The sequence below is a fragment of the Nguyenibacter vanlangensis genome (genome assembly GCF_038719015.1).
Classification (GTDB): domain Bacteria; phylum Pseudomonadota; class Alphaproteobacteria; order Acetobacterales; family Acetobacteraceae; genus Gluconacetobacter; species Gluconacetobacter vanlangensis.
Genome location: NZ_CP152276.1, coordinates 1,884,025 through 1,900,342, shown reverse-complemented (window position 1 = coordinate 1,900,342; position 16,318 = coordinate 1,884,025). Strand labels below are relative to the sequence as shown.

At 60.1% G+C, this 16,318-nt stretch carries 16 protein-coding genes and 1 pseudogene; 4 read left to right on the top strand and 13 right to left on the bottom strand.

Translation table 11 applies throughout. The annotated features are described in order from the left end of the window. Positions 1-2 precede the first annotated feature (2 nt). Positions 3-233, top strand: a complete 231-nt coding sequence (locus tag AAC691_RS08740) for a DUF2274 domain-containing protein (RefSeq protein WP_342629745.1) — start codon at positions 3-5, stop codon at positions 231-233. A gap of 11 nt (positions 234-244) precedes the next feature. Here AAC691_RS08740 and AAC691_RS08735 read toward each other — a convergent pair whose 3' ends face one another. Next, a complete protein-coding gene (locus tag AAC691_RS08735) occupies positions 245-1,144 on the bottom strand; it encodes a LysR family transcriptional regulator (RefSeq protein ID WP_342629744.1) in 900 nt (299 codons plus the stop codon). 917 nt (positions 1,145-2,061) lie between these two features. Here AAC691_RS08735 and AAC691_RS08730 point away from each other — a divergent pair. Beyond that, positions 2,062-2,349 (top strand): annotated as a pseudogene (locus AAC691_RS08730) (IS3 family transposase); the annotation flags it as partial. Between the two features lie 217 nt (positions 2,350-2,566). Continuing rightward, positions 2,567-3,823: an MFS transporter gene (locus AAC691_RS08725; protein ID WP_342629743.1), complete on the top strand. Its 1,257-nt coding sequence runs from the start codon at positions 2,567-2,569 to the stop codon at positions 3,821-3,823. A 137-nt stretch (positions 3,824-3,960) separates the two neighbouring features. On the opposite strand, the gene AAC691_RS08720 is transcribed toward AAC691_RS08725, so the two are convergent. The 11 genes from AAC691_RS08720 to AAC691_RS08670 all read right to left on the bottom strand — a co-directional run bounded on the left by AAC691_RS08720 (position 3,961) and on the right by AAC691_RS08670 (position 12,955). Then, positions 3,961-4,356 (bottom strand): hypothetical protein, encoded by a 396-nt coding sequence (locus AAC691_RS08720; protein ID WP_342629742.1) that lies wholly within the window; start codon positions 4,354-4,356, stop codon positions 3,961-3,963. A gap of 28 nt (positions 4,357-4,384) precedes the next feature. Further along, positions 4,385-4,951 carry a nuclear transport factor 2 family protein gene (locus AAC691_RS08715; RefSeq protein WP_342629741.1) on the bottom strand — a complete coding sequence of 189 codons (567 nt, stop codon included), beginning with the start codon at positions 4,949-4,951 and terminating at the stop codon, positions 4,385-4,387. Positions 4,952-4,955: 4 nt separating this feature from the next. After that, entirely contained in the window at positions 4,956-6,194 is a 1,239-nt protein-coding gene (locus AAC691_RS08710) for an amidase (protein WP_342629740.1), read from the bottom strand. 23 nt (positions 6,195-6,217) lie between these two features. Next, positions 6,218-6,700, bottom strand: a complete 483-nt coding sequence (locus AAC691_RS08705) for a flavin reductase family protein (RefSeq protein ID WP_342629739.1) — start codon at positions 6,698-6,700, stop codon at positions 6,218-6,220. Then, complete coding sequence (locus tag AAC691_RS08700) at positions 6,697-7,455, bottom strand: class II aldolase/adducin family protein (protein ID WP_342629738.1); 759 nt, start codon at positions 7,453-7,455, stop codon at positions 6,697-6,699. Before AAC691_RS08700 ends, AAC691_RS08705 begins: the two co-directional genes overlap by 4 nt. Before the next feature lie 87 nt (positions 7,456-7,542). Continuing rightward, positions 7,543-8,532, bottom strand: coding sequence for a 2-dehydropantoate 2-reductase (locus AAC691_RS08695; RefSeq protein ID WP_342629737.1), 990 nt, complete (start codon positions 8,530-8,532; stop codon positions 7,543-7,545). After that, entirely contained in the window at positions 8,529-9,461 is a 933-nt protein-coding gene (locus AAC691_RS08690) for a PDR/VanB family oxidoreductase (RefSeq protein WP_342629736.1), read from the bottom strand. Before AAC691_RS08690 ends, AAC691_RS08695 begins: the two co-directional genes overlap by 4 nt. Before the next feature lie 20 nt (positions 9,462-9,481). After that, entirely contained in the window at positions 9,482-10,216 is a 735-nt protein-coding gene (locus AAC691_RS08685) for an SDR family oxidoreductase (protein WP_342629735.1), read from the bottom strand. Further along, complete coding sequence (locus AAC691_RS08680) at positions 10,213-10,686, bottom strand: aromatic-ring-hydroxylating dioxygenase subunit beta (protein WP_342629734.1); 474 nt, start codon at positions 10,684-10,686, stop codon at positions 10,213-10,215. Before AAC691_RS08680 ends, AAC691_RS08685 begins: the two co-directional genes overlap by 4 nt. Next, positions 10,683-11,948 carry an aromatic ring-hydroxylating dioxygenase subunit alpha gene (locus tag AAC691_RS08675; RefSeq protein WP_342630171.1) on the bottom strand — a complete coding sequence of 422 codons (1,266 nt, stop codon included), beginning with the start codon at positions 11,946-11,948 and terminating at the stop codon, positions 10,683-10,685. Before AAC691_RS08675 ends, AAC691_RS08680 begins: the two co-directional genes overlap by 4 nt. 65 nt (positions 11,949-12,013) lie before the next feature. Continuing rightward, positions 12,014-12,955 (bottom strand): acyl-CoA dehydrogenase family protein, encoded by a 942-nt coding sequence (locus tag AAC691_RS08670; RefSeq protein WP_342629733.1) that lies wholly within the window; start codon positions 12,953-12,955, stop codon positions 12,014-12,016. Here AAC691_RS08670 and AAC691_RS08665 point away from each other — a divergent pair. Next, positions 12,935-13,330: a hypothetical protein gene (locus AAC691_RS08665; RefSeq protein ID WP_342629732.1), complete on the top strand. Its 396-nt coding sequence runs from the start codon at positions 12,935-12,937 to the stop codon at positions 13,328-13,330. The two genes, AAC691_RS08670 and AAC691_RS08665, sit on opposite strands and share 21 nt — an antisense overlap. Positions 13,331-13,573: 243 nt before the next feature. Here AAC691_RS08665 and AAC691_RS08660 read toward each other — a convergent pair whose 3' ends face one another. Further along, positions 13,574-15,943 carry a TonB-dependent receptor domain-containing protein gene (locus tag AAC691_RS08660; protein ID WP_342629731.1) on the bottom strand — a complete coding sequence of 790 codons (2,370 nt, stop codon included), beginning with the start codon at positions 15,941-15,943 and terminating at the stop codon, positions 13,574-13,576. Positions 15,944-16,318: the final 375 nt, after the last annotated feature.

Here is a 16,318-nt window from a genome sequence, read left to right as displayed (position 1 = left end):
GCATGGTGAAGCTGCGTCTGGGGCCGCTGCCCGACGAGAAGCCGGTAACGCGGACAATCCGATTGCCGGCGGCCCTGGATGCGGAGCTGCGCGCCTATGCGGAGATCCATGCCGCGCAGTTCGGGGCGGTGAGCATCGAGCGGCTGATCGCGGCGATGCTGGAGCGGTTCATCAGGGCCGATCGCGGGTTTCGGGCTGAGACCAAGATAATCCAGGCGAAACCGTTGCCGTAACAGCGTATTTACTAAGGTTTGGTGTGTCGCGCTGGCATGATTTGTGTAATTTCCTCCAGCAGGAGCCGCACCATGGGATTTGCATTCTCTGGAAGCCAAGCTGCCACAATCTGGATTTCCGAGAATGGGCCGCTGAGTGGGAGAACCGACAGGTCGCCAGTATTGAAGCTGGCGGCGCTGAATTCGGACATCACGCCGGCGCCGAGTCCAGCCCGAACGAGCGCCACGATACTTTCGCGACTCACCGAAACCTCGACCGAATGAAGGTGGTGTCCAGCTTTTTGCGCAAGAGCCCGAACGTAATCGGCGCTCCATTGATCTCCGCCGTCCGTACGAAGGATGACTTGGGTTCCGGTGAGGTCTTCCCAGGAGATGTCATTTGTAACGGAGATGCCATGCTCCTTTGGTAGCACCACGCTGAGATGCTCCTTCCACAGATCCTCGTAGTTTACTGACAAATCGAAAGCCTTTAAGGGCATGGGGATCAATGCCACATCAATCCGCTTCTGTCGTAATGCCGAAATCTGACGATGAAGCGGTGCTTCCATCAGCGATATTCTCAACTCAGGATGCTCGAATAGACGCGTCAGAACCGGGAGGATGTATTCCGAATTGAGTGAGATAAAGAAACCAATTTTCAGGGTACCAATATGTCGTTTATTGATGCGATCGAGCAGATAGGACAGGTCGACCATCTCTTGGGAAATGAGATGCGCCGACTGGCGGACCGCCTCGCCGGCATAAGTTAACTGGATGCCGTGGGAATGCCGTTCGACAAGATCGGCTGAGAACAGATGCTCAAGTCTTCGTATAGTTCTCGTGACTGTCGGCTGACTGATGCCCAATCTGACAGCCGCACGGCTGAAACTGAGTTCGTTGGCGACCATCAGGAAAGTATCCAGATCGAACATTCGAATGGGGGCGGTTCTCTTGGGCATCAAGGGAGTTTTTAAGTCCGAAAAGTGAGAGAGTCAGACGCAAACGAATCGGGCGTAGCCGATGGGCTGAATGATTCGATTTCAAAAAGATATGATTTGCGGAAAGCAGGCTCGCAGCCCTCCAATCGCGATGTTGAAAGGTGGCCGTAGCAGGGCGTCGGACGCCGCAATCATAAATTCGACTGCAATGATGCTTGCAGATATTGATATTAGAGAGACTAGTAACCCTAGAACCGCTTCCACGGAAAAGGGCTCCAATTGCGACAAGCCTTCGCCAACTTCCCTTCGAAGTGCCTCCAACCGGTCGACTATCATGCATCAGTCCATGCAGTAGGAAAGTTACTGTAGGCATTGTGAGATCCGTAATTCGGGCTTCGCGTGTAGCTGATGTTTGCACTCCCATAGCAAGGGGAAGCAATAAGAGTGCCTCTCGCCAGAATACGCCACTGCTCCACAGGTATCCTGAGATTATGACGAGACAGGCGACACCGAATAGAATGTTGGCGATGGAATGACGAGTTTGGCTGGGACGGCGGATGAGCCATCCTCCGATTGGGACCCTGCAAAAGTAAGCACACGAGGGCAGAGAGGCCAGGAATGAGAATTGACTGTGACGAAACAATATGTGTGGCCACCAGGATTACGGTGCCGGTCATATACCCAGTGAAAACGTTGAGATGAGGCAGACTTATAGCATCCAGAGCTCCCATTCCAAACGTAACAAGAATGACTGCAGCAGTCAGATGTGTCCGATCATAGGTGGGTGAGCCAAGTGCGACAGTCATGTTAGAGATGGATGCCGCTTGTACGTTGCGATCTATCAATGAATTATTCAGGCTCGAAGGAGTCCTCTCAGGCCACTTCTTCTTGTAATTGCGTGCCATGAAAGCGACCTACCACTGGCCGCGCTGCGCCGGGCACTGGTCATACGTCAGCCAAAACCCGGGCTCATTCATCATTCCGAGTCCAGAAAAGGAAATTGCTATGATAATTCCATGGTCGAGACCGTCTTCAAGATCCTGAAGGCCGAGGTCGTCTGGCGCATCGTCTTCTACACGAGGGCCGAAGCTGCCCACACCATTGCCGGCTACATAGACGGTTTCTACAATCCCATCAGACGACACTCGGCATTGACGTTCCAAAGCCCTATCCAGTTCGAGAAGATGGCGGCTAACTGAACCAAGCGTCTCTCCACTTCTCCGAAGAAAACGCAACTTATCCTCTTGTCGAAAGCGGAGAGAGAACCATAGCCGGGTGTCGAACGGCGTAGCGCGCCGACGGCGTCTCTCTGCATGAACCTCCCGAACGCAATGTGACTCTCGGCATGCCGATTATATTAGACATTTCACGCGACATTTACCATATTCGAATCATTACGAAACCGAGGCATCATAAATGAAGCTCCTCTCTGTACGGTCTCTGATTGCGATCTTTGCGTCAGCGTACGTGCTGTCGTTCGTCGATCGGCAGATCCTCGCGCTGCTTATCGCGCCGGTAAAGCATGATCTGGGACTTTCCGACTTTCAGTTCGCACTGTTGAACGGACTGGCCTTCGCTTTGCTTTATTCGGTTCTCGGGCTGCCCATATCCGCGCTAAGCGACCGCATGGCCCGGCCACCGATCATTGCGGCCGGCATCGCGGTCTGGAGTATCGCGACGGTGGGTTGCGGACTGTCACACAGCTTCTGGCAGTTATTCTTCTGCCGGACCGTGGTGGGCATTGGCGAGGCTGCCCTGGTTCCGGCCGTCTATTCCTTTCTGGCCGACATCGTGCCGACCCGCAAACTGGGGAGTACGCTCGCCCTGTTCTCGCTGGGGTCGTTCCTGGGAGCCGGGCTGGCGTTTCTTGGCGGAGGCGCCCTGCTGTCCGCCATCCACAATGCGCAAAGCTGGCACGGCATCCCATCGTGGAAGCTGTGTTTCATCCTCGTCGGACTGCCGGGATTTCCCCTGGCGCTGGTGGTTGCCCTGTTCGTGAAGGAACCCGGCCCCCGAATGGTGCCGGAGACGCCGCGCCGCGCCGGAGAGGGGGCGATACGATTCTTCTGCCGCCATCCTGCGTTCTTTCTTGCCCATTTCCTGGGATATTCCAGTACGGCAATTACTCTGTTCTCACTGCTGAGCTGGACACCAGCCTTCTTTATGAGAACGTACCATATGTCTCATGCGCAGGTCGGCGCGCTGATGGGCAGTATCGTGACCATCTGCGGATGCGGCGGCGCCTATACCAGCGGCCGGCTGATCGACGCCCTGAACACGCGCCTGGGCGGGAATGCCTCCGTCAGGGCGGGAATGATCGGGGCCCTTTGCACGCCCGTCGCGCTGGTTCTGAGCCTGTCTACATCCAGCGCGTCGCTCGCCATCTGCCTGATGGTTGTCGCGTTCTTCTTTGCCTCGTTCCCCATGCCGCCCTCCGCCATCGTCTTGCAACAGGCCGTGCCAAAAGCACTGCGATCGCAGTTTTCGGCTGTTCTGCTGCTCTGCAACGCGCTGATCGGGCTATCGGGCGGGTCGATGCTGATCGGCTATCTGGATGATCATGTCTTCATGGGCAGCGGCGGGATTGCCTATTCGCTGATGCTCGTGGCGGGGGGCGCCAGCCTGCTTGCCAGTCTGCTCATTTATGTCTCCGGACGGTTGCGGCCGGAATAGAGGCGGGTGGTGGCAGGACGGCCCTGCCGTCACGATCGGCAGAAGTGGCGCATTTGGCGCTGCCTGCAAAGCAGGCCCTGCCAGCAGGCTCACAGAAGGGATGTGCCAGGGCGCACGGCGCACCCTGGGGACGATCGTCAGGGCAGGAACGTTTCCTGCAGATGTTTCCACAGCAGGGCCTTGCTGTCGGCAGACGCGACGAAGATCGCGGTGGACCAGCGATCCGTCCGGGCATCGCCCTGAATCTGCACTTCGCGATAGAGCGCTGCGACGCCGCCGGCGAATGCATGCAGGATGCGGACGTCATGGATTTCCATCACGAGGCCCGGACGGGTACCCCGGATATTCGGCAGCGCCGCCGCGAAGTCGGTGAATCCGATCAGCCGTCCCGCCGCGCCGATCATGGTATAGGCCGGATCAAAACGCTCCAGGATGGCGTCCTTGTCGTCTGCGCCCTTCGCACGAAACCAGTCCTGCAGAAGATTGTGCAGTTCGACGATTTCGTGGTGAACAGCCGATTCCAAATTTTCCAAGTCGATTCTCCAGTTTACGATAACAGTGTCATTCTTCCATCAGGACGGAGCGGGTCGGGATCGTTTTCGCCCACCCTTTCCGCAGCGGCGCGACAAAGACATTTTCAGTTCTGGTTCGGGCGATCTTCCAGATGCCGTTGACGCGGCGGAAGCGATTATTCAGGCGGCTGGAGCGCAGCAGCGAAGAACCGTCGCTAAAAATCCAGGGCTGGCAATGCACCCACTGACCGTCCGCGACATCGCCATCGACGTGGATCTGTTCCGATGTCAGATAGTGAACGTTCAGGACGAGGTGCGGGTCATGCTTCTGCCCCCAGAACGCTTGAAAATGCGCGCGGATTGCCGGCTTGCCGACACAGCGCCCGAACTGGTTGTCGTAATATTCGCCGACCCCTTCCCACTCTGCATCGTCGGTATAGAGATCCATGATCCGGTCGATCCGCGTGGCGTCATCACGCACGCCGGCTTCGGGGCATGGCGTGTCGCACAGGAACATGTAGCGCGCCTGTATTTTCCGTATCTCGGCTTCGGCCGTCAAGTCTTCGACGCGGGCCGTCAGCGCGGCGAGGCGAGCCTCAAGATCGTTTTGAGCCATCGGATCATCCTTCGCCCAGGGCCGGAGCGGGGCGCAGAGGCAACAGCTTTTCCGCCCACGCCGCCCAGTCGAGCAGATCGTCGTCTCCGTCGAAACGGGACAGGAGTTGCACGCCGACCGGCAACCCGTTCACCCCCGTCAGACCGGGCAGCGTGATCGTCGGCAGGCGCAGCAACGTCCATAGCCGGCTGAAAATCGGGCTGCCGGTGCCGTGTTCCAGCAGCGGGGCCTCGCCGGGGGCGGCCGGGGCGATCAGTGCGTCGTAACGATCGAACAGGGCCTGAACCCGCTGGCGCAGCAATGAAGCCTGCCGCAATGCGTCGCGATAGGTCTCGTACGGGATCGCGCGGCCGGTTTCTATCAGCTGGGTCACCTGTGGGCTGAGCATGTCCCGCCGGCAGGCATATTCCCAGGTCAGCGCCTGGGCGGCCTCGTAACTCATGATCGTGATGTGCAGATCGGCCGCAGCCCCGTAATCGGCGAGATCGACATCGTCGACCGGCACCGCGGCGCGGAAACGTGCCGCAGCGTCTTCAACGGCCTTCCACGTCGATGGCTCGGCTTCGGGCCACCATGGCGTGCGGCACAGGCCGATACGGCCGGGAGGTCGGGCGTCGAGGCGGGGCGAAGCAGGCACAGGCCCGCGAAGGACGGCATCGGCGCGTGCCGCCGTCGCGACATCGCCTGTCACGGTGCCCAACGTATCGAAGGAGGGCGCCAGCCCCTTGACGCCGGCCAGCGCGTACCGCCCATAGCTGGGCTTGAAGCCCACGATGCCGCAATAGGATGCCGGACGCGTCAGCGAGGCGGCCGTTTGCGATGCTAGGCCGATATCAATCATGCCGGCCGCGACCGCCGCCGCCGAGCCGCTGGACGAACCGCCCGGTGAGCGCGACACGTCATGCGGATTGACGGTCGGCCCCGGACGGAAGAAGGCGAATTCCGTCGTGACGGTCTTGCCAACGCACAAGGCGCCTGCCGCCTTCAGAAGGGCGACGCACGCGGCATCGTTCCGGGGATGGTTCGCCGCATAGATCGGCGAACCATGCGCGGTCGGATAATCGCCTGTATCGATGATATCCTTGACGCCCACGCTCAGACCGCCGAGGGGGCCCGCCGGAGCGGCCTCGGCATCCTGACGCAGCCTTACGGGGTCATAGCTGGTAAACGCCCGCAGCCGGGGTTCGTGACGTGCGATGCGCGCCGTGGCAGCGACGGCCATATCGGCCGGCCTTTCTGACATGATGAGATTCCCCTTCGATGGTTTTATGACGTCAGGTCGAACGCACCCTTGAAATAGAGAAGCGGTCCATCCCCGGCCTGGCTATTGAGCGCGACATGAACCGGGCGAGCCAGAAAGATCTCATGCGTGCCGCCGCGCAGCGTTTCGACCACCTCGGCCGCGATATGCGCCAGGGCGTCCTGCACAAACACGCTACCATCCCGGTGGCGTACTTCGTCCGTGCCGGTGACCTTGTCCTGAGCGGGTTTGGCAAATCGGCGCGCAACCGCTTCCTGATGGCTGGCCAGGATGCTCAACCCGAAACGCCCGCTTTGTTCGATCGCCTGGCAGGTCGCGCTGCGGCGATTCAGACAGATCAGCAGTGTCAGCGGATCGAGCGATACAGAACTGAGTGCGCTGATCGTGGCCCCCTGTTCGCCGTCGTCGCCCCGCGCCGTGACGACAGCGACCCCCGTCGCGAAATGCGACATTGCCCGGCGGAAATCATCGGACGTGATGGAGGTCATGCCTGATCTCCGGCCCAGAGAGGCCCATGCTCCTTGCGCATCTTGCGGACGGCGGCGTCGAACATCTTGTCGGCGGCCGAGGAGCGGGCGATCAACCCAGCCGCGTCACGCGCGCAACCGCGCTTGATGTCATCGGAAATCTCGACATCCGGCCCCGGTATCATCCCGGCATGGTACTGGATTTCCGCGGCGCGCTGTGTGATCCAGAGCAGGAAGAACGTCCGGGCGACATCGCTCTCTCCCACCGCAATACCGTGATTGCGCAGAACCAGGACATGTTTGTCGCCCAGGCTGGCCAGCATGCGGGGGCGCTCTGCGTCATAGAGCGTGATGCCCTCGAAATCATGGTATCCGACGCGGCCGAACAGCTGGGCGCCATAGAAATTGTCATGGCTGAAGCCGCCCTGCTTCATAGCCACCGCGCAGACCGCGTTCGTATGCGTGTGGATGACGCAATGAATGTCATCGCGCGCGGCATGGATCGCACCATGCAAGGCGAAGCCGGCCGGATTGGGCCTGTTCGGCGCGTCGCCGATGAGGCGGCCCTCCGCATCGACCACCAGAAGATTGTCCGGGGTGACTTCATCGTAGTTCAGCCCGAACGCGTTCACGAGATACCGTGTCGGTTCGCCTGGCAGGCGCAGCGAGATATGATTGAAGATCATCTCGGTCCAGCCATAATAGCTGATGAGATGATAACATTCGGCAAGCCGGATCCGCAGTCGCCGCTCTTCCGCCTGAACGTCCGTTGACATGAACCTGTTCTCCTTCTGCTCGCCTGGAGCGCATTGCGATCGGATAGATCCAGCCGTGCGCTACAGTCTTTTGTTTTATAAAGCCTCTTATCTGCTCCAGGCCTTACGCGCGGCCTTGAACGCCGCCAACCGCACCAGCGCCGTCGCCATTGGTGTCGGAATGCTGCGTGCTGCCCCCAGCGCGAGCAGGGCATCGCCGATCGCTGGCAGTTCCAGCGAACGCCCGGCGTCATAATCCTGAAGCATCGACGTGCGATGGCTGCCGGCCCCGACAATGACCTGCAGAAATGCGTCGACATCCTGTTTGGGGGTGATGCCGTAGGCCGCGCCCACGGCCATGACTTCGTGCAGCATGTCACGGATCAGGGCGCACGTGCCCCCATCCGCCGCGAGATCGGTCATCGTCGCCTCGCACACCACCGAGAGCGGGTTGGTTGCCAGATTGGCCGCCAGCTTGCTCCAGATCTCGCCTGCGATGTCCGGACAGAGTCGTGTTCCGATCCCGCTGTCGCGAAAGACCGTCACGGCATCCAGCACGCGCTGGGGGATGGCGGGATGGCGGCCCGGGTCACCCAATAGCAGCAACGGGGCGCGTTGCGCGCGGACATGACCCGGTGCGACCACCGATGCAAAGGCATACGCCACGCATCCGACCACCTGAGAAACCGGGAAGAATTGTGCCAGGATCCCATCCGGATCCAGCAGATCGCGCGCAGGCGCCAGCGGGCTTCCTGCCCCGACGGTCAGCCACCACGGGATGCCGTTGATGACGGGAATGATGGTTGTCTGCGGGCCAACCGCATGCGCAACGGCTTCGGCCAGGGACGGCAGCTGATGGGATTTCGCCGCAAGGATGATCACGTCCTGCGGTTCGTTCGGGGCGCGACAATCAGCGGCGGGATGGGTCCGAAATGTTCCTTCGGCATCGTCTAGCACCAGGCCGTCGGCCTGGATACGCCGCAGCGTTTCGCCGCGCGCGACAACCGAGAGACATGCGTCCGTCCGCGCCAGACGGACCGCCAGCCCTCCCCCGAGTGCGCCAACTCCGGCAACGCAGATTTTCGGTGCGGCCGTCACAGGTCGATCACCAGCAGCGGGGAGCGCGCTCGCGAACAGCAGAGCGCGATCTGATCGGTCCGTTCCTCTTCGGTCAGATATTCGTCACGATGGTCGGGCTCGCCTTCCAGCAGGTTGACGACACAGGTGCCGCAGATTCCCTGTTCGCAGCTCACTGTTACCTTGACGCCGACACGGGCCAGCGCGGCGGTGATCGTCTCGTCCGCAGCTACCTGGACCCGAACGCCGGATTTGGCCGCCAGGACTTCGAAACCATCCCCCCCGGTCACGGGGACGGCGGAAAAGGCCTCCTGATGGATCTGATCATCGGCCAGTCCGGCATCGCGCGCGGCTTCGGTCACGGCGTCCATCAGGCCGACCGGCCCGCAGACATAGACATGTTTGCCGGCGGCGGCGCCTGCGGATGCAACAGCTTGATGCGGATCGAAACGCGGCGTCTGCATAGAGGATCGGTCGTAGACGCGCACCTGCCCGGCAAATGGCGCGGCGGCCAGAAGTTCGGCGAAGACCGGGTCACGCGCGACGTAGTGAAACGTGAACGCCTCTCCCCTGGCATGAAGTTCGTGCGCCATGGCGACCAGCGGTGTCACGCCAATGCCGCCCCCGATCAACAGGGAGTGACGGGCACCGCGGGCCAACGGGAAGAGATTGCGCGGAGTCCCGACGCGGAACCGAGCCCCCGGCTTTACGTGATCATGCACCGCGTGGGAGCCGCCACGTGAGTCCGGCTCGCGCAGGACGGCAAGCTGATACCGGGTTCTGTCCGCCGGGTCCCCGCACAGCGAGTATTGCCGCAGCAGGCCATCTTCAAGGATCAGGTCAATATGCGCCCCGGCCTGCCAGGGTGGCAATATGCCGGAAAGCGGCAGAAGATCGAAGCATAGAATCTGGCCCAGGCGCTCCACCGCGCCGACCTGCACCTCGATCATATCCCTGGCGCCGGAACTGCTCATCGCATGTACAACCCGCAATTGATATCGACGGTGGCGCCCGTGATTGCCGCAGCCTCCGGCCGCGCCAGTTCGGCGACCATGCGTGCGATGGTGAGCGGATCGCCCAGTTTGCCGGTCGGCAATCCGGCGACGATGCGCGGGATATTGTCCGCGCCGATTGTTTCCGCAACCGACGGCAGATCCAACGGCCCTGGCGCCACCGCATTCACGGTGATGTCAAACGGCGCCAGATCACGTGCGAAAACCTTGGTCAACGTGTGAACACCTCCCTTGGAGGCGGCGTAATGGGCCCCGGTGGCGGTGCCGCCGTTCTGGCCGGCGAGTGAGCCGATATTGACGATCCGGCCGCCCTTGTCCTGCGCGCGCAGCCGACGGGCGAAGCGCTGGCTTGCCAGGAACGTGCCGCGCAGATTGACGGACAGCACGGCATCGAACGTCGCGATATCGATATCGAGAAGCGTCTGCGCCTTCATGACGGCCGCGTTATTGACCAGCAGCCATGGCAGTCCGGCCAGACGTTCCACCTCATCCAGCGCGGCCTCGATGGAGCTTTCCGACGTCACATCCAGCGCCAGTGCCGACACCCGGTCGCCGAGCCCCCGCGCCGTGGCCGCTGCGGCGTCGGGATCGACGTCGCCGATGACGACCCGGTATCCCTCCGCCGCGAGATGTCCGGCGATACAGGCACCCAGTCCCCTGGCGCCGCCGGTTACCAGCGCGACGCGCGTCACAGGATGTAACTCACAGCTGTCAACGCCTCGGTCGAACCAAGCAAGCGGATGACCTTCAGGTCGATCTTGAGGCCATCAGCCGTGCGGACCAGACGGTAGGTCAGGTTGGCGGCGTAATTGCGCTCGCGCCCCTGACGCAGCTCGTTCAGGAATTGCGCGCAGCGCAAGGTGCAGCTTTCAGAGTCATTTTCCAGCATGCGATAGCGCGACAGCAGACGAACGGTTCGTGCCGGCGGCGCCGCGGAAATCGAACGGCCGCCCAGCAGACGCTCAACGCGCTTCTGGCGCATGTGGGCATCGTCATAGGCGTAATTGAGGACGCGTTCGAAATCCTCGGTATCCGGATCGATGGGCACGACGTACCGCCCGTCCGGCGTATAGAGCGTCAGCCATTGCAGGAACCCGCCATGATCAAGCAGGTCGGCCTCCAGTGTGATCAGCGCGATCGCCTCTTCCAGGGATATGCTCATTGTCCAACCCCCGCCGTCATGGCTGCCAGCCATTGCCGATAGGCGGCACGCATCCCTGTCTCGGCACTTACATCGCTGAAGAGATTGCCGTCCTCGCGCTGGGCCTCGTGGCCAAGGCCGCGATTGAGGAGAACCGAAATATTGCGCCCGGCCAGCGAACCACGCTGTACCCGATCCCAGGCCTCCGCATCGTCCGGCGTACCGAAGCCCATCGGCCCCTGAAAATGTTCGTGCAGACGCAGGCGTGCCTGGTTGGCGATTTCCGGACCGCCATCCATGCCGATCGCGATGTGGCGGATTTCCGTCTCGGTGGCGCTGAGCGGACGCAGCACGCGGAAGAAGGCCATGGAACAGGCCAGATTCGGGAACAGATTGAGATTGAATCCCGACCCACCGACGGCGCGCACGATCCGGCGCACCTGATCCGGTGCATAATCCTTCTCGAGCTCCGCGGCCAACTCGGCGAAACGTTCTGGGATCGGCGCGTCCAGCTTCTCGTCCAGATCGACGAGTTCCGGGATCATGACCATGACCGAATGCCCATGCCCCAGATCCTCGACGAAGCCGCTGCCGCCCAGGAAGGTCAGTGTATTCTGCGTCTCCTGATCGACCGAATCCAGGAAGGACTTATGCACGATCGGGAAATGATAGGCGTCGGTCGTGTTTTCGAGCTGAATCTTCCAGTTGCCCGGGAACGTGAATTTGTGTTCGCCCATGGTTTTGACGGGCCAGCCCGCGCCCTGCTTCATGAATAGGTCGATCCAGGGCTTGGCGCGCCCCAGCCATTCGTCGAGCGGCATGATGTCCGCATCGAATGTGGCGAAGATCAGCCCATTATATTCCTCGACACGCAGGGAGACGAGCGGCAGTTCCGCCTTATCCAGCTGCCCCGTATAACCGTCCTGGTGCGGGACGCCACGCAGCGCGCCGTCCAACCCATAGGCCCAGCCATGATACGGGCAGACGAAACTGGCGGTCTTGCCACTCTTGAGCTCGCATACCGTTGCCGCGCGATGCCGGCAGCGATTGAGCATGACATGGACAATTCCCTTGCGATCGCGCGATACGATGACCGGATGCGGGCCAACGAACGTCGTAATGAAATCGCCAGGCTCGGGCAGTTCACTTCTATGTGCGACCCAGATCCAGTTGTGCATGAAAATGCGATCCATTTCCATGTCATACAGATCCGGGTCGCTGTAGATCGAGCCGTCGGCACGATCCGCGCCGAGCAGTTTCTTCGGATCAGGCAGATCATTCATGTGCCATTCCTCCATTGATGTCTGTCAAATGAACCTGAGTGCCTGCAATCGGCACATGCGAACAATCAGGGATAGCCGGGCCGTCCGCCCCGTCCCAGCATGACACGTCCGGCGGACTCGTAATTTCCCTTTGCCATGAAGGCGTGTTGCGCGACGACCGCGCAATCCTGCATGCAGCGGCCGAGAATATGGTCGGACTGGACCGCGACGATTCCACCCATGGTAAAGCAATCCCGCGTGACCTGTGCCGAGACCTGGGCCCCATGGGTGGCGGCGAGACGAATACGATTGGCCAGGGAATCGGGCACCGGCCCGCCATCCAGCAGGATCTGCCAGACCTGTTGCGTCACGTCGTAAAAGAAACTCCGCGCGCTCGACAACATGGCCTCGGCCTCGCCCAACGCGGCCTGCACCTGCGGACGATCCGCCATGGTCGGCGCACCGGTGATGGACGAGCGCCCCGAGGCCATCGCCAGAACCTCGTCGATCGCGCGCTGCGCAACGCCGAGCCCCACCGCCGTCAGAACTTGTGCGGCCAAGCCAAGGGACGGGTAGCGATAAATCGGGCTGTCCAGGGTGGGGCTGCCACCCCGAATAAAGGTCCAGGACAGGGGAACGCGGACATTTTCCACCACAACGTCATGGCTACCGGTTCCGGCGAGACCGATCGTATCCCAGGTCTCCTCGATGCGCACGGCGGAGGCCGGCATGACGGCCGTGCGCGGCAGGCCGCCGGCATCGTCCTGCATGGCGATACCGACCCCGATTAGGGCGGCGCTGGTGCAACCGCTGGCGTAGGGCCAGCGTCCGTTGACAACGACCGTGTCGCCGTCCACGCGTTCGGCCTTCTGCGGCGGGAAGATGGCCCCCGCGAATACGACATCCGGGCCGTCGCGATAAATCTCTTCCAACGTCGGAACGGGCAATGCCGCCAGGTAGGTGGCGGACACGCCGAAACTGGCCACCCATCCTGCCGACCCGTCGGCATGGCTGATATCCTCGATCAAACGGAGGAAGGCCGCCGGCGCGCTTTCCATCCCTCCGAAACGCCGTGCCACGAGCGCACGATATACACCGACCTGACGGAACTTTTCGACGATATCGGGCGCCAGGCGGCGGGCATGCCGGAATTCCGGGGCACGGTTCCTGATCTCGTTCAGCAGCTGATGGAAATCAGCGCCCTGTGCGATCATTTCTTCATTCGACGCGATGCATCTCAGCATGGCCGCGATCCCCCTGATTTAAGACGGCGCGGAAGCATGATACCCCGGCAACGCACCCCCCGCCCGCATGGACCGTATGCATCCATCAACTCGAACTTCCTCCAACACGTGATCATGCTACATTCATTTGGTGGATATTTCCACTTCTTTTTCGTCTAATGAGGGGTGGGTCACGAATTCGTTCCGCCTAAACCCCCTGCTCGATAAGACTATGGAATTCGAGGCATCCTAGTTTTTCTCGAACGAGGCTCGGCTGCTACGGGGTAGTACGCACGACCGCGTCACCCGAGCGTCTCGTTTTCCGACTCACCAGAATGCTCTGATGCTGCGCCGCGCCCAAAGCCAGGGTGACGACGCGCGGAGCATCCCGGCTTAGGCTTGCTTCCGGCTGACGTCCGAACCTTAGAAGGCCGCCGACAGAGAACAAGTGACCGCCAAACCACCACCGATATAATAATATGCCGTGCCGGGAGCCACGACCTTACCATTGGTGGCGACCACAGGCCGCGCATTGGTGGTAACGCCTGTAATATTGGAAAGATACGATTGACCACCGAGGTTGATGACATTCACCTGAATCTGTGGGTGCTGCACGATCCATCGTGAGGCAAAGCGATATCCGATCGAGGCGTTTCCGACTTCACGGGACGGCATCTTCTGGTCATTCATCATCGACGCATATTGCGAACCAACATAGTTCGCCGTGACATTTCCAAAGACATGACCGTCGTCATAGGTCAAGCCAAGAGCGCCGACAAACTCGGGGCTCTGGACGGCTATTTTACCCGCAGTTGGCAGATAAGTGCCCGGCGATACCTGGAAGTTATTATTCATGGTCGCGTGTAGATATTGACCTGATAGATAGGGACTAAAATGATGCCACGGAGTCATCCCAACTTCGAGCTGTGCGCCACGCATCGTCTTGCCGCCTCCGTCAACAGGGGAGGATGCCAAAATACCACCGATATATTGCTGAGCTGTAAGCTGGGTATGGGTCAGGTTGTAGTTGAATAGAGCGGCCGAGACGTTGACCAACCCATGGTGACGGTAGCCCAACTCTTCGGAAATCGCATATTCCCCGGTTATGTTTCCCGGAACGGTTGCTGGTCCCTGATGGCTGGTTGTGAAGTAGTTGCCATAGGAAACATTGGAGTTGGGGGCTCGAAAGGCGGTCGATCCATTAATGTAGATCTGATCGCGGGGAGTAATCTGATAGGATATCGCGACCTGCGGCAACGGTTGGGCATAATTTTTTGCCACGCGGTAACCCGGAATGGCACCAGGAATAGCGTTCGTGGCGATGCGGCTGATCATCATGTAACGCAGGCCCGCATAAAGTGTTAGACGATCGTCCAAAAGCTTGATCGTATCGTCAAGAAACGCAGCATTCACTTGCTGTTTGAAATTGAAGTCCTCCGTATTGTACCGGCCGCCGTTTGGCAGAAGAATTGGGTAGCGCCCTTCGACGTTAGCCATGCTCCCATTATATCCCACCGCCTCGTACCAGAGCGGTGCTTCCATCTGCAGGTACGAATAGTTATACCCCAATCTCGCGGTATTGTGGCCGCACTTCCACGACAGAACGCCGTTGATCTCGCTCATTTGCTGGGGTGCGGTATCGACCGTTTCAGCAGTCGTCACGCCGTTTGTCTGATAGGGAAGATTGAGGGGTGGGAGAGCTTCACTGCCCCAAAATGAGCCCTTATTCGATATTTTTGTACCCCCAAAAGTGTAGTCCGCGTATTGCTGGTATCCTGGCGAAATATCCAAATGGAACCCTCGGCCGAGATTGAGCTTCACCGGCGCGATAAAGGACACTGATCGGCGGTGCATCGCGTTCAGGCCGACCCAATTCGTATCACCAGGAGTATAGGTCCCGTCGTAATTAAAGTTCGTACCCGACTGTCGCCATTGCGTCATGCTAACCGAGCGATAGAGGTTCTGCTCCAGATTGTCATAAGAGAAGATAAGCGCGGCGCTGTCTCCACGCCCCCAATCCTTACGCAATTCAGCATCGACGTGATATTTCCGAAACGTTCCGTCACCACGCCATTCATTGTTGGAGGTTGAGGAGAAAGAAGCAAAGGCCTTGATGCCTGAATGTCCGATCTCGCCGGAATCGAAGCGAAGGAATTCGCGCTCCAGGGATTTAGATCCAAATGTGAAGTCGGTGGTGACGCGCTGCTGCTGCAAAGCGTGCCGGAGTTCCACGTTAATAAGGCCACCGACGGCATTATAAACCGGCGCAGCCAGGTCCGGCGCGCCCTGCGCTACGTCTACCTTCTGGATGTTGTCAGTATCCACCATCGATTGCGTATATGGTTCGTATGTAAGGGCATCCGCAAGCTGAACGCCCTCGTAGGTGAACCCGATCTCGGTCTCGTTCAACCCGCGCATACTCATCTGAGTGGCAGTTTGACCGAGCGGATCCTGTGAGCCAGAAACGACGCCGGCAAGATTGGCTATTAACGCCTGCACGTTGGCAGTCGGGGCCTGACGCGCGATATAATCACGCGTAATGCCGCTGATTGACTTTGGAGCGCTCTGCGGCGGCATTAACCCACCCCCCGGAGTGGTGTTGGTTACGCCGTTCGCGGAACTAACACCCGCCCTTACCGATATCTCCTCAGGTTGTGTGGCTGCCCGGGGCGCCGCCCTCAACGCCGGTCGTCGTAATTGCGACGATGCCGCAGCTTTCCCACGCTTACTAGGAACGACAGGGGTTGAAGTGTCGGCCTTGGCACTTGCCCCGATCGCTACAAGCAGCGCCATAGTGGAGACGCCAATGAATTGATGCAACCGTCGAGTTTTATTTAAGTGCATAGCTTTGATTCTCCAGGGTAAGGGTATAGAGGCACTTGAACCGGACACCGACGCGCGGTGATACGTATAAATCTGAACCAAGCAAGAAGAGAGGCGATTTCGTCCCTTGAATTGCAATTGACCCTCAGTGCTCTGGCGAGCCGCCACTTAGGCCGGCGGAGTGATGTCGAATTACAAGACATAAGGTACCCCAGTGCCGATGCCGCCGCTTTGCTATAAGCACCAGCACCGCGGGCATCCGCGCAGCGTCGGTGAGCGACAGCTTGAAGCGCCAGGTGTGCTTACTTTCCTGAAGTGACACTGCCATGCTGGACATCCCCAAAA

What these genes read in the sequence shown, in the direction of transcription:
- AAC691_RS08740 (WP_342629745.1), top strand. Translation starts at nt 3, where the DNA reads ATGGTGAAGCTGCGTCTGGGGCCGCTGCCCGACGAGAAGCCGGTAACG.
- AAC691_RS08735 (WP_342629744.1), bottom strand. Translation starts at nt 1,144, where the DNA reads ATGTTCGATCTGGATACTTTCCTGATGGTCGCCAACGAACTCAGTTTC.
- AAC691_RS08725 (WP_342629743.1), top strand. Translation starts at nt 2,567, where the DNA reads ATGAAGCTCCTCTCTGTACGGTCTCTGATTGCGATCTTTGCGTCAGCG.
- AAC691_RS08715 (WP_342629741.1), bottom strand. Translation starts at nt 4,951, where the DNA reads ATGGCTCAAAACGATCTTGAGGCTCGCCTCGCCGCGCTGACGGCCCGC.
- AAC691_RS08710 (WP_342629740.1), bottom strand. Translation starts at nt 6,194, where the DNA reads ATGTCAGAAAGGCCGGCCGATATGGCCGTCGCTGCCACGGCGCGCATC.
- AAC691_RS08705 (WP_342629739.1), bottom strand. Translation starts at nt 6,700, where the DNA reads ATGACCTCCATCACGTCCGATGATTTCCGCCGGGCAATGTCGCATTTC.
- AAC691_RS08700 (WP_342629738.1), bottom strand. Translation starts at nt 7,455, where the DNA reads ATGTCAACGGACGTTCAGGCGGAAGAGCGGCGACTGCGGATCCGGCTT.
- AAC691_RS08690 (WP_342629736.1), bottom strand. Translation starts at nt 9,461, where the DNA reads ATGATCGAGGTGCAGGTCGGCGCGGTGGAGCGCCTGGGCCAGATTCTA.
- AAC691_RS08680 (WP_342629734.1), bottom strand. Translation starts at nt 10,686, where the DNA reads ATGAGCATATCCCTGGAAGAGGCGATCGCGCTGATCACACTGGAGGCC.
- AAC691_RS08675 (WP_342630171.1), bottom strand. Translation starts at nt 11,948, where the DNA reads ATGAATGATCTGCCTGATCCGAAGAAACTGCTCGGCGCGGATCGTGCC.
- AAC691_RS08665 (WP_342629732.1), top strand. Translation starts at nt 12,935, where the DNA reads ATGGCTGATATCCTCGATCAAACGGAGGAAGGCCGCCGGCGCGCTTTC.
- AAC691_RS08660 (WP_342629731.1), bottom strand. Translation starts at nt 15,943, where the DNA reads ATGGCGCTGCTTGTAGCGATCGGGGCAAGTGCCAAGGCCGACACTTCA.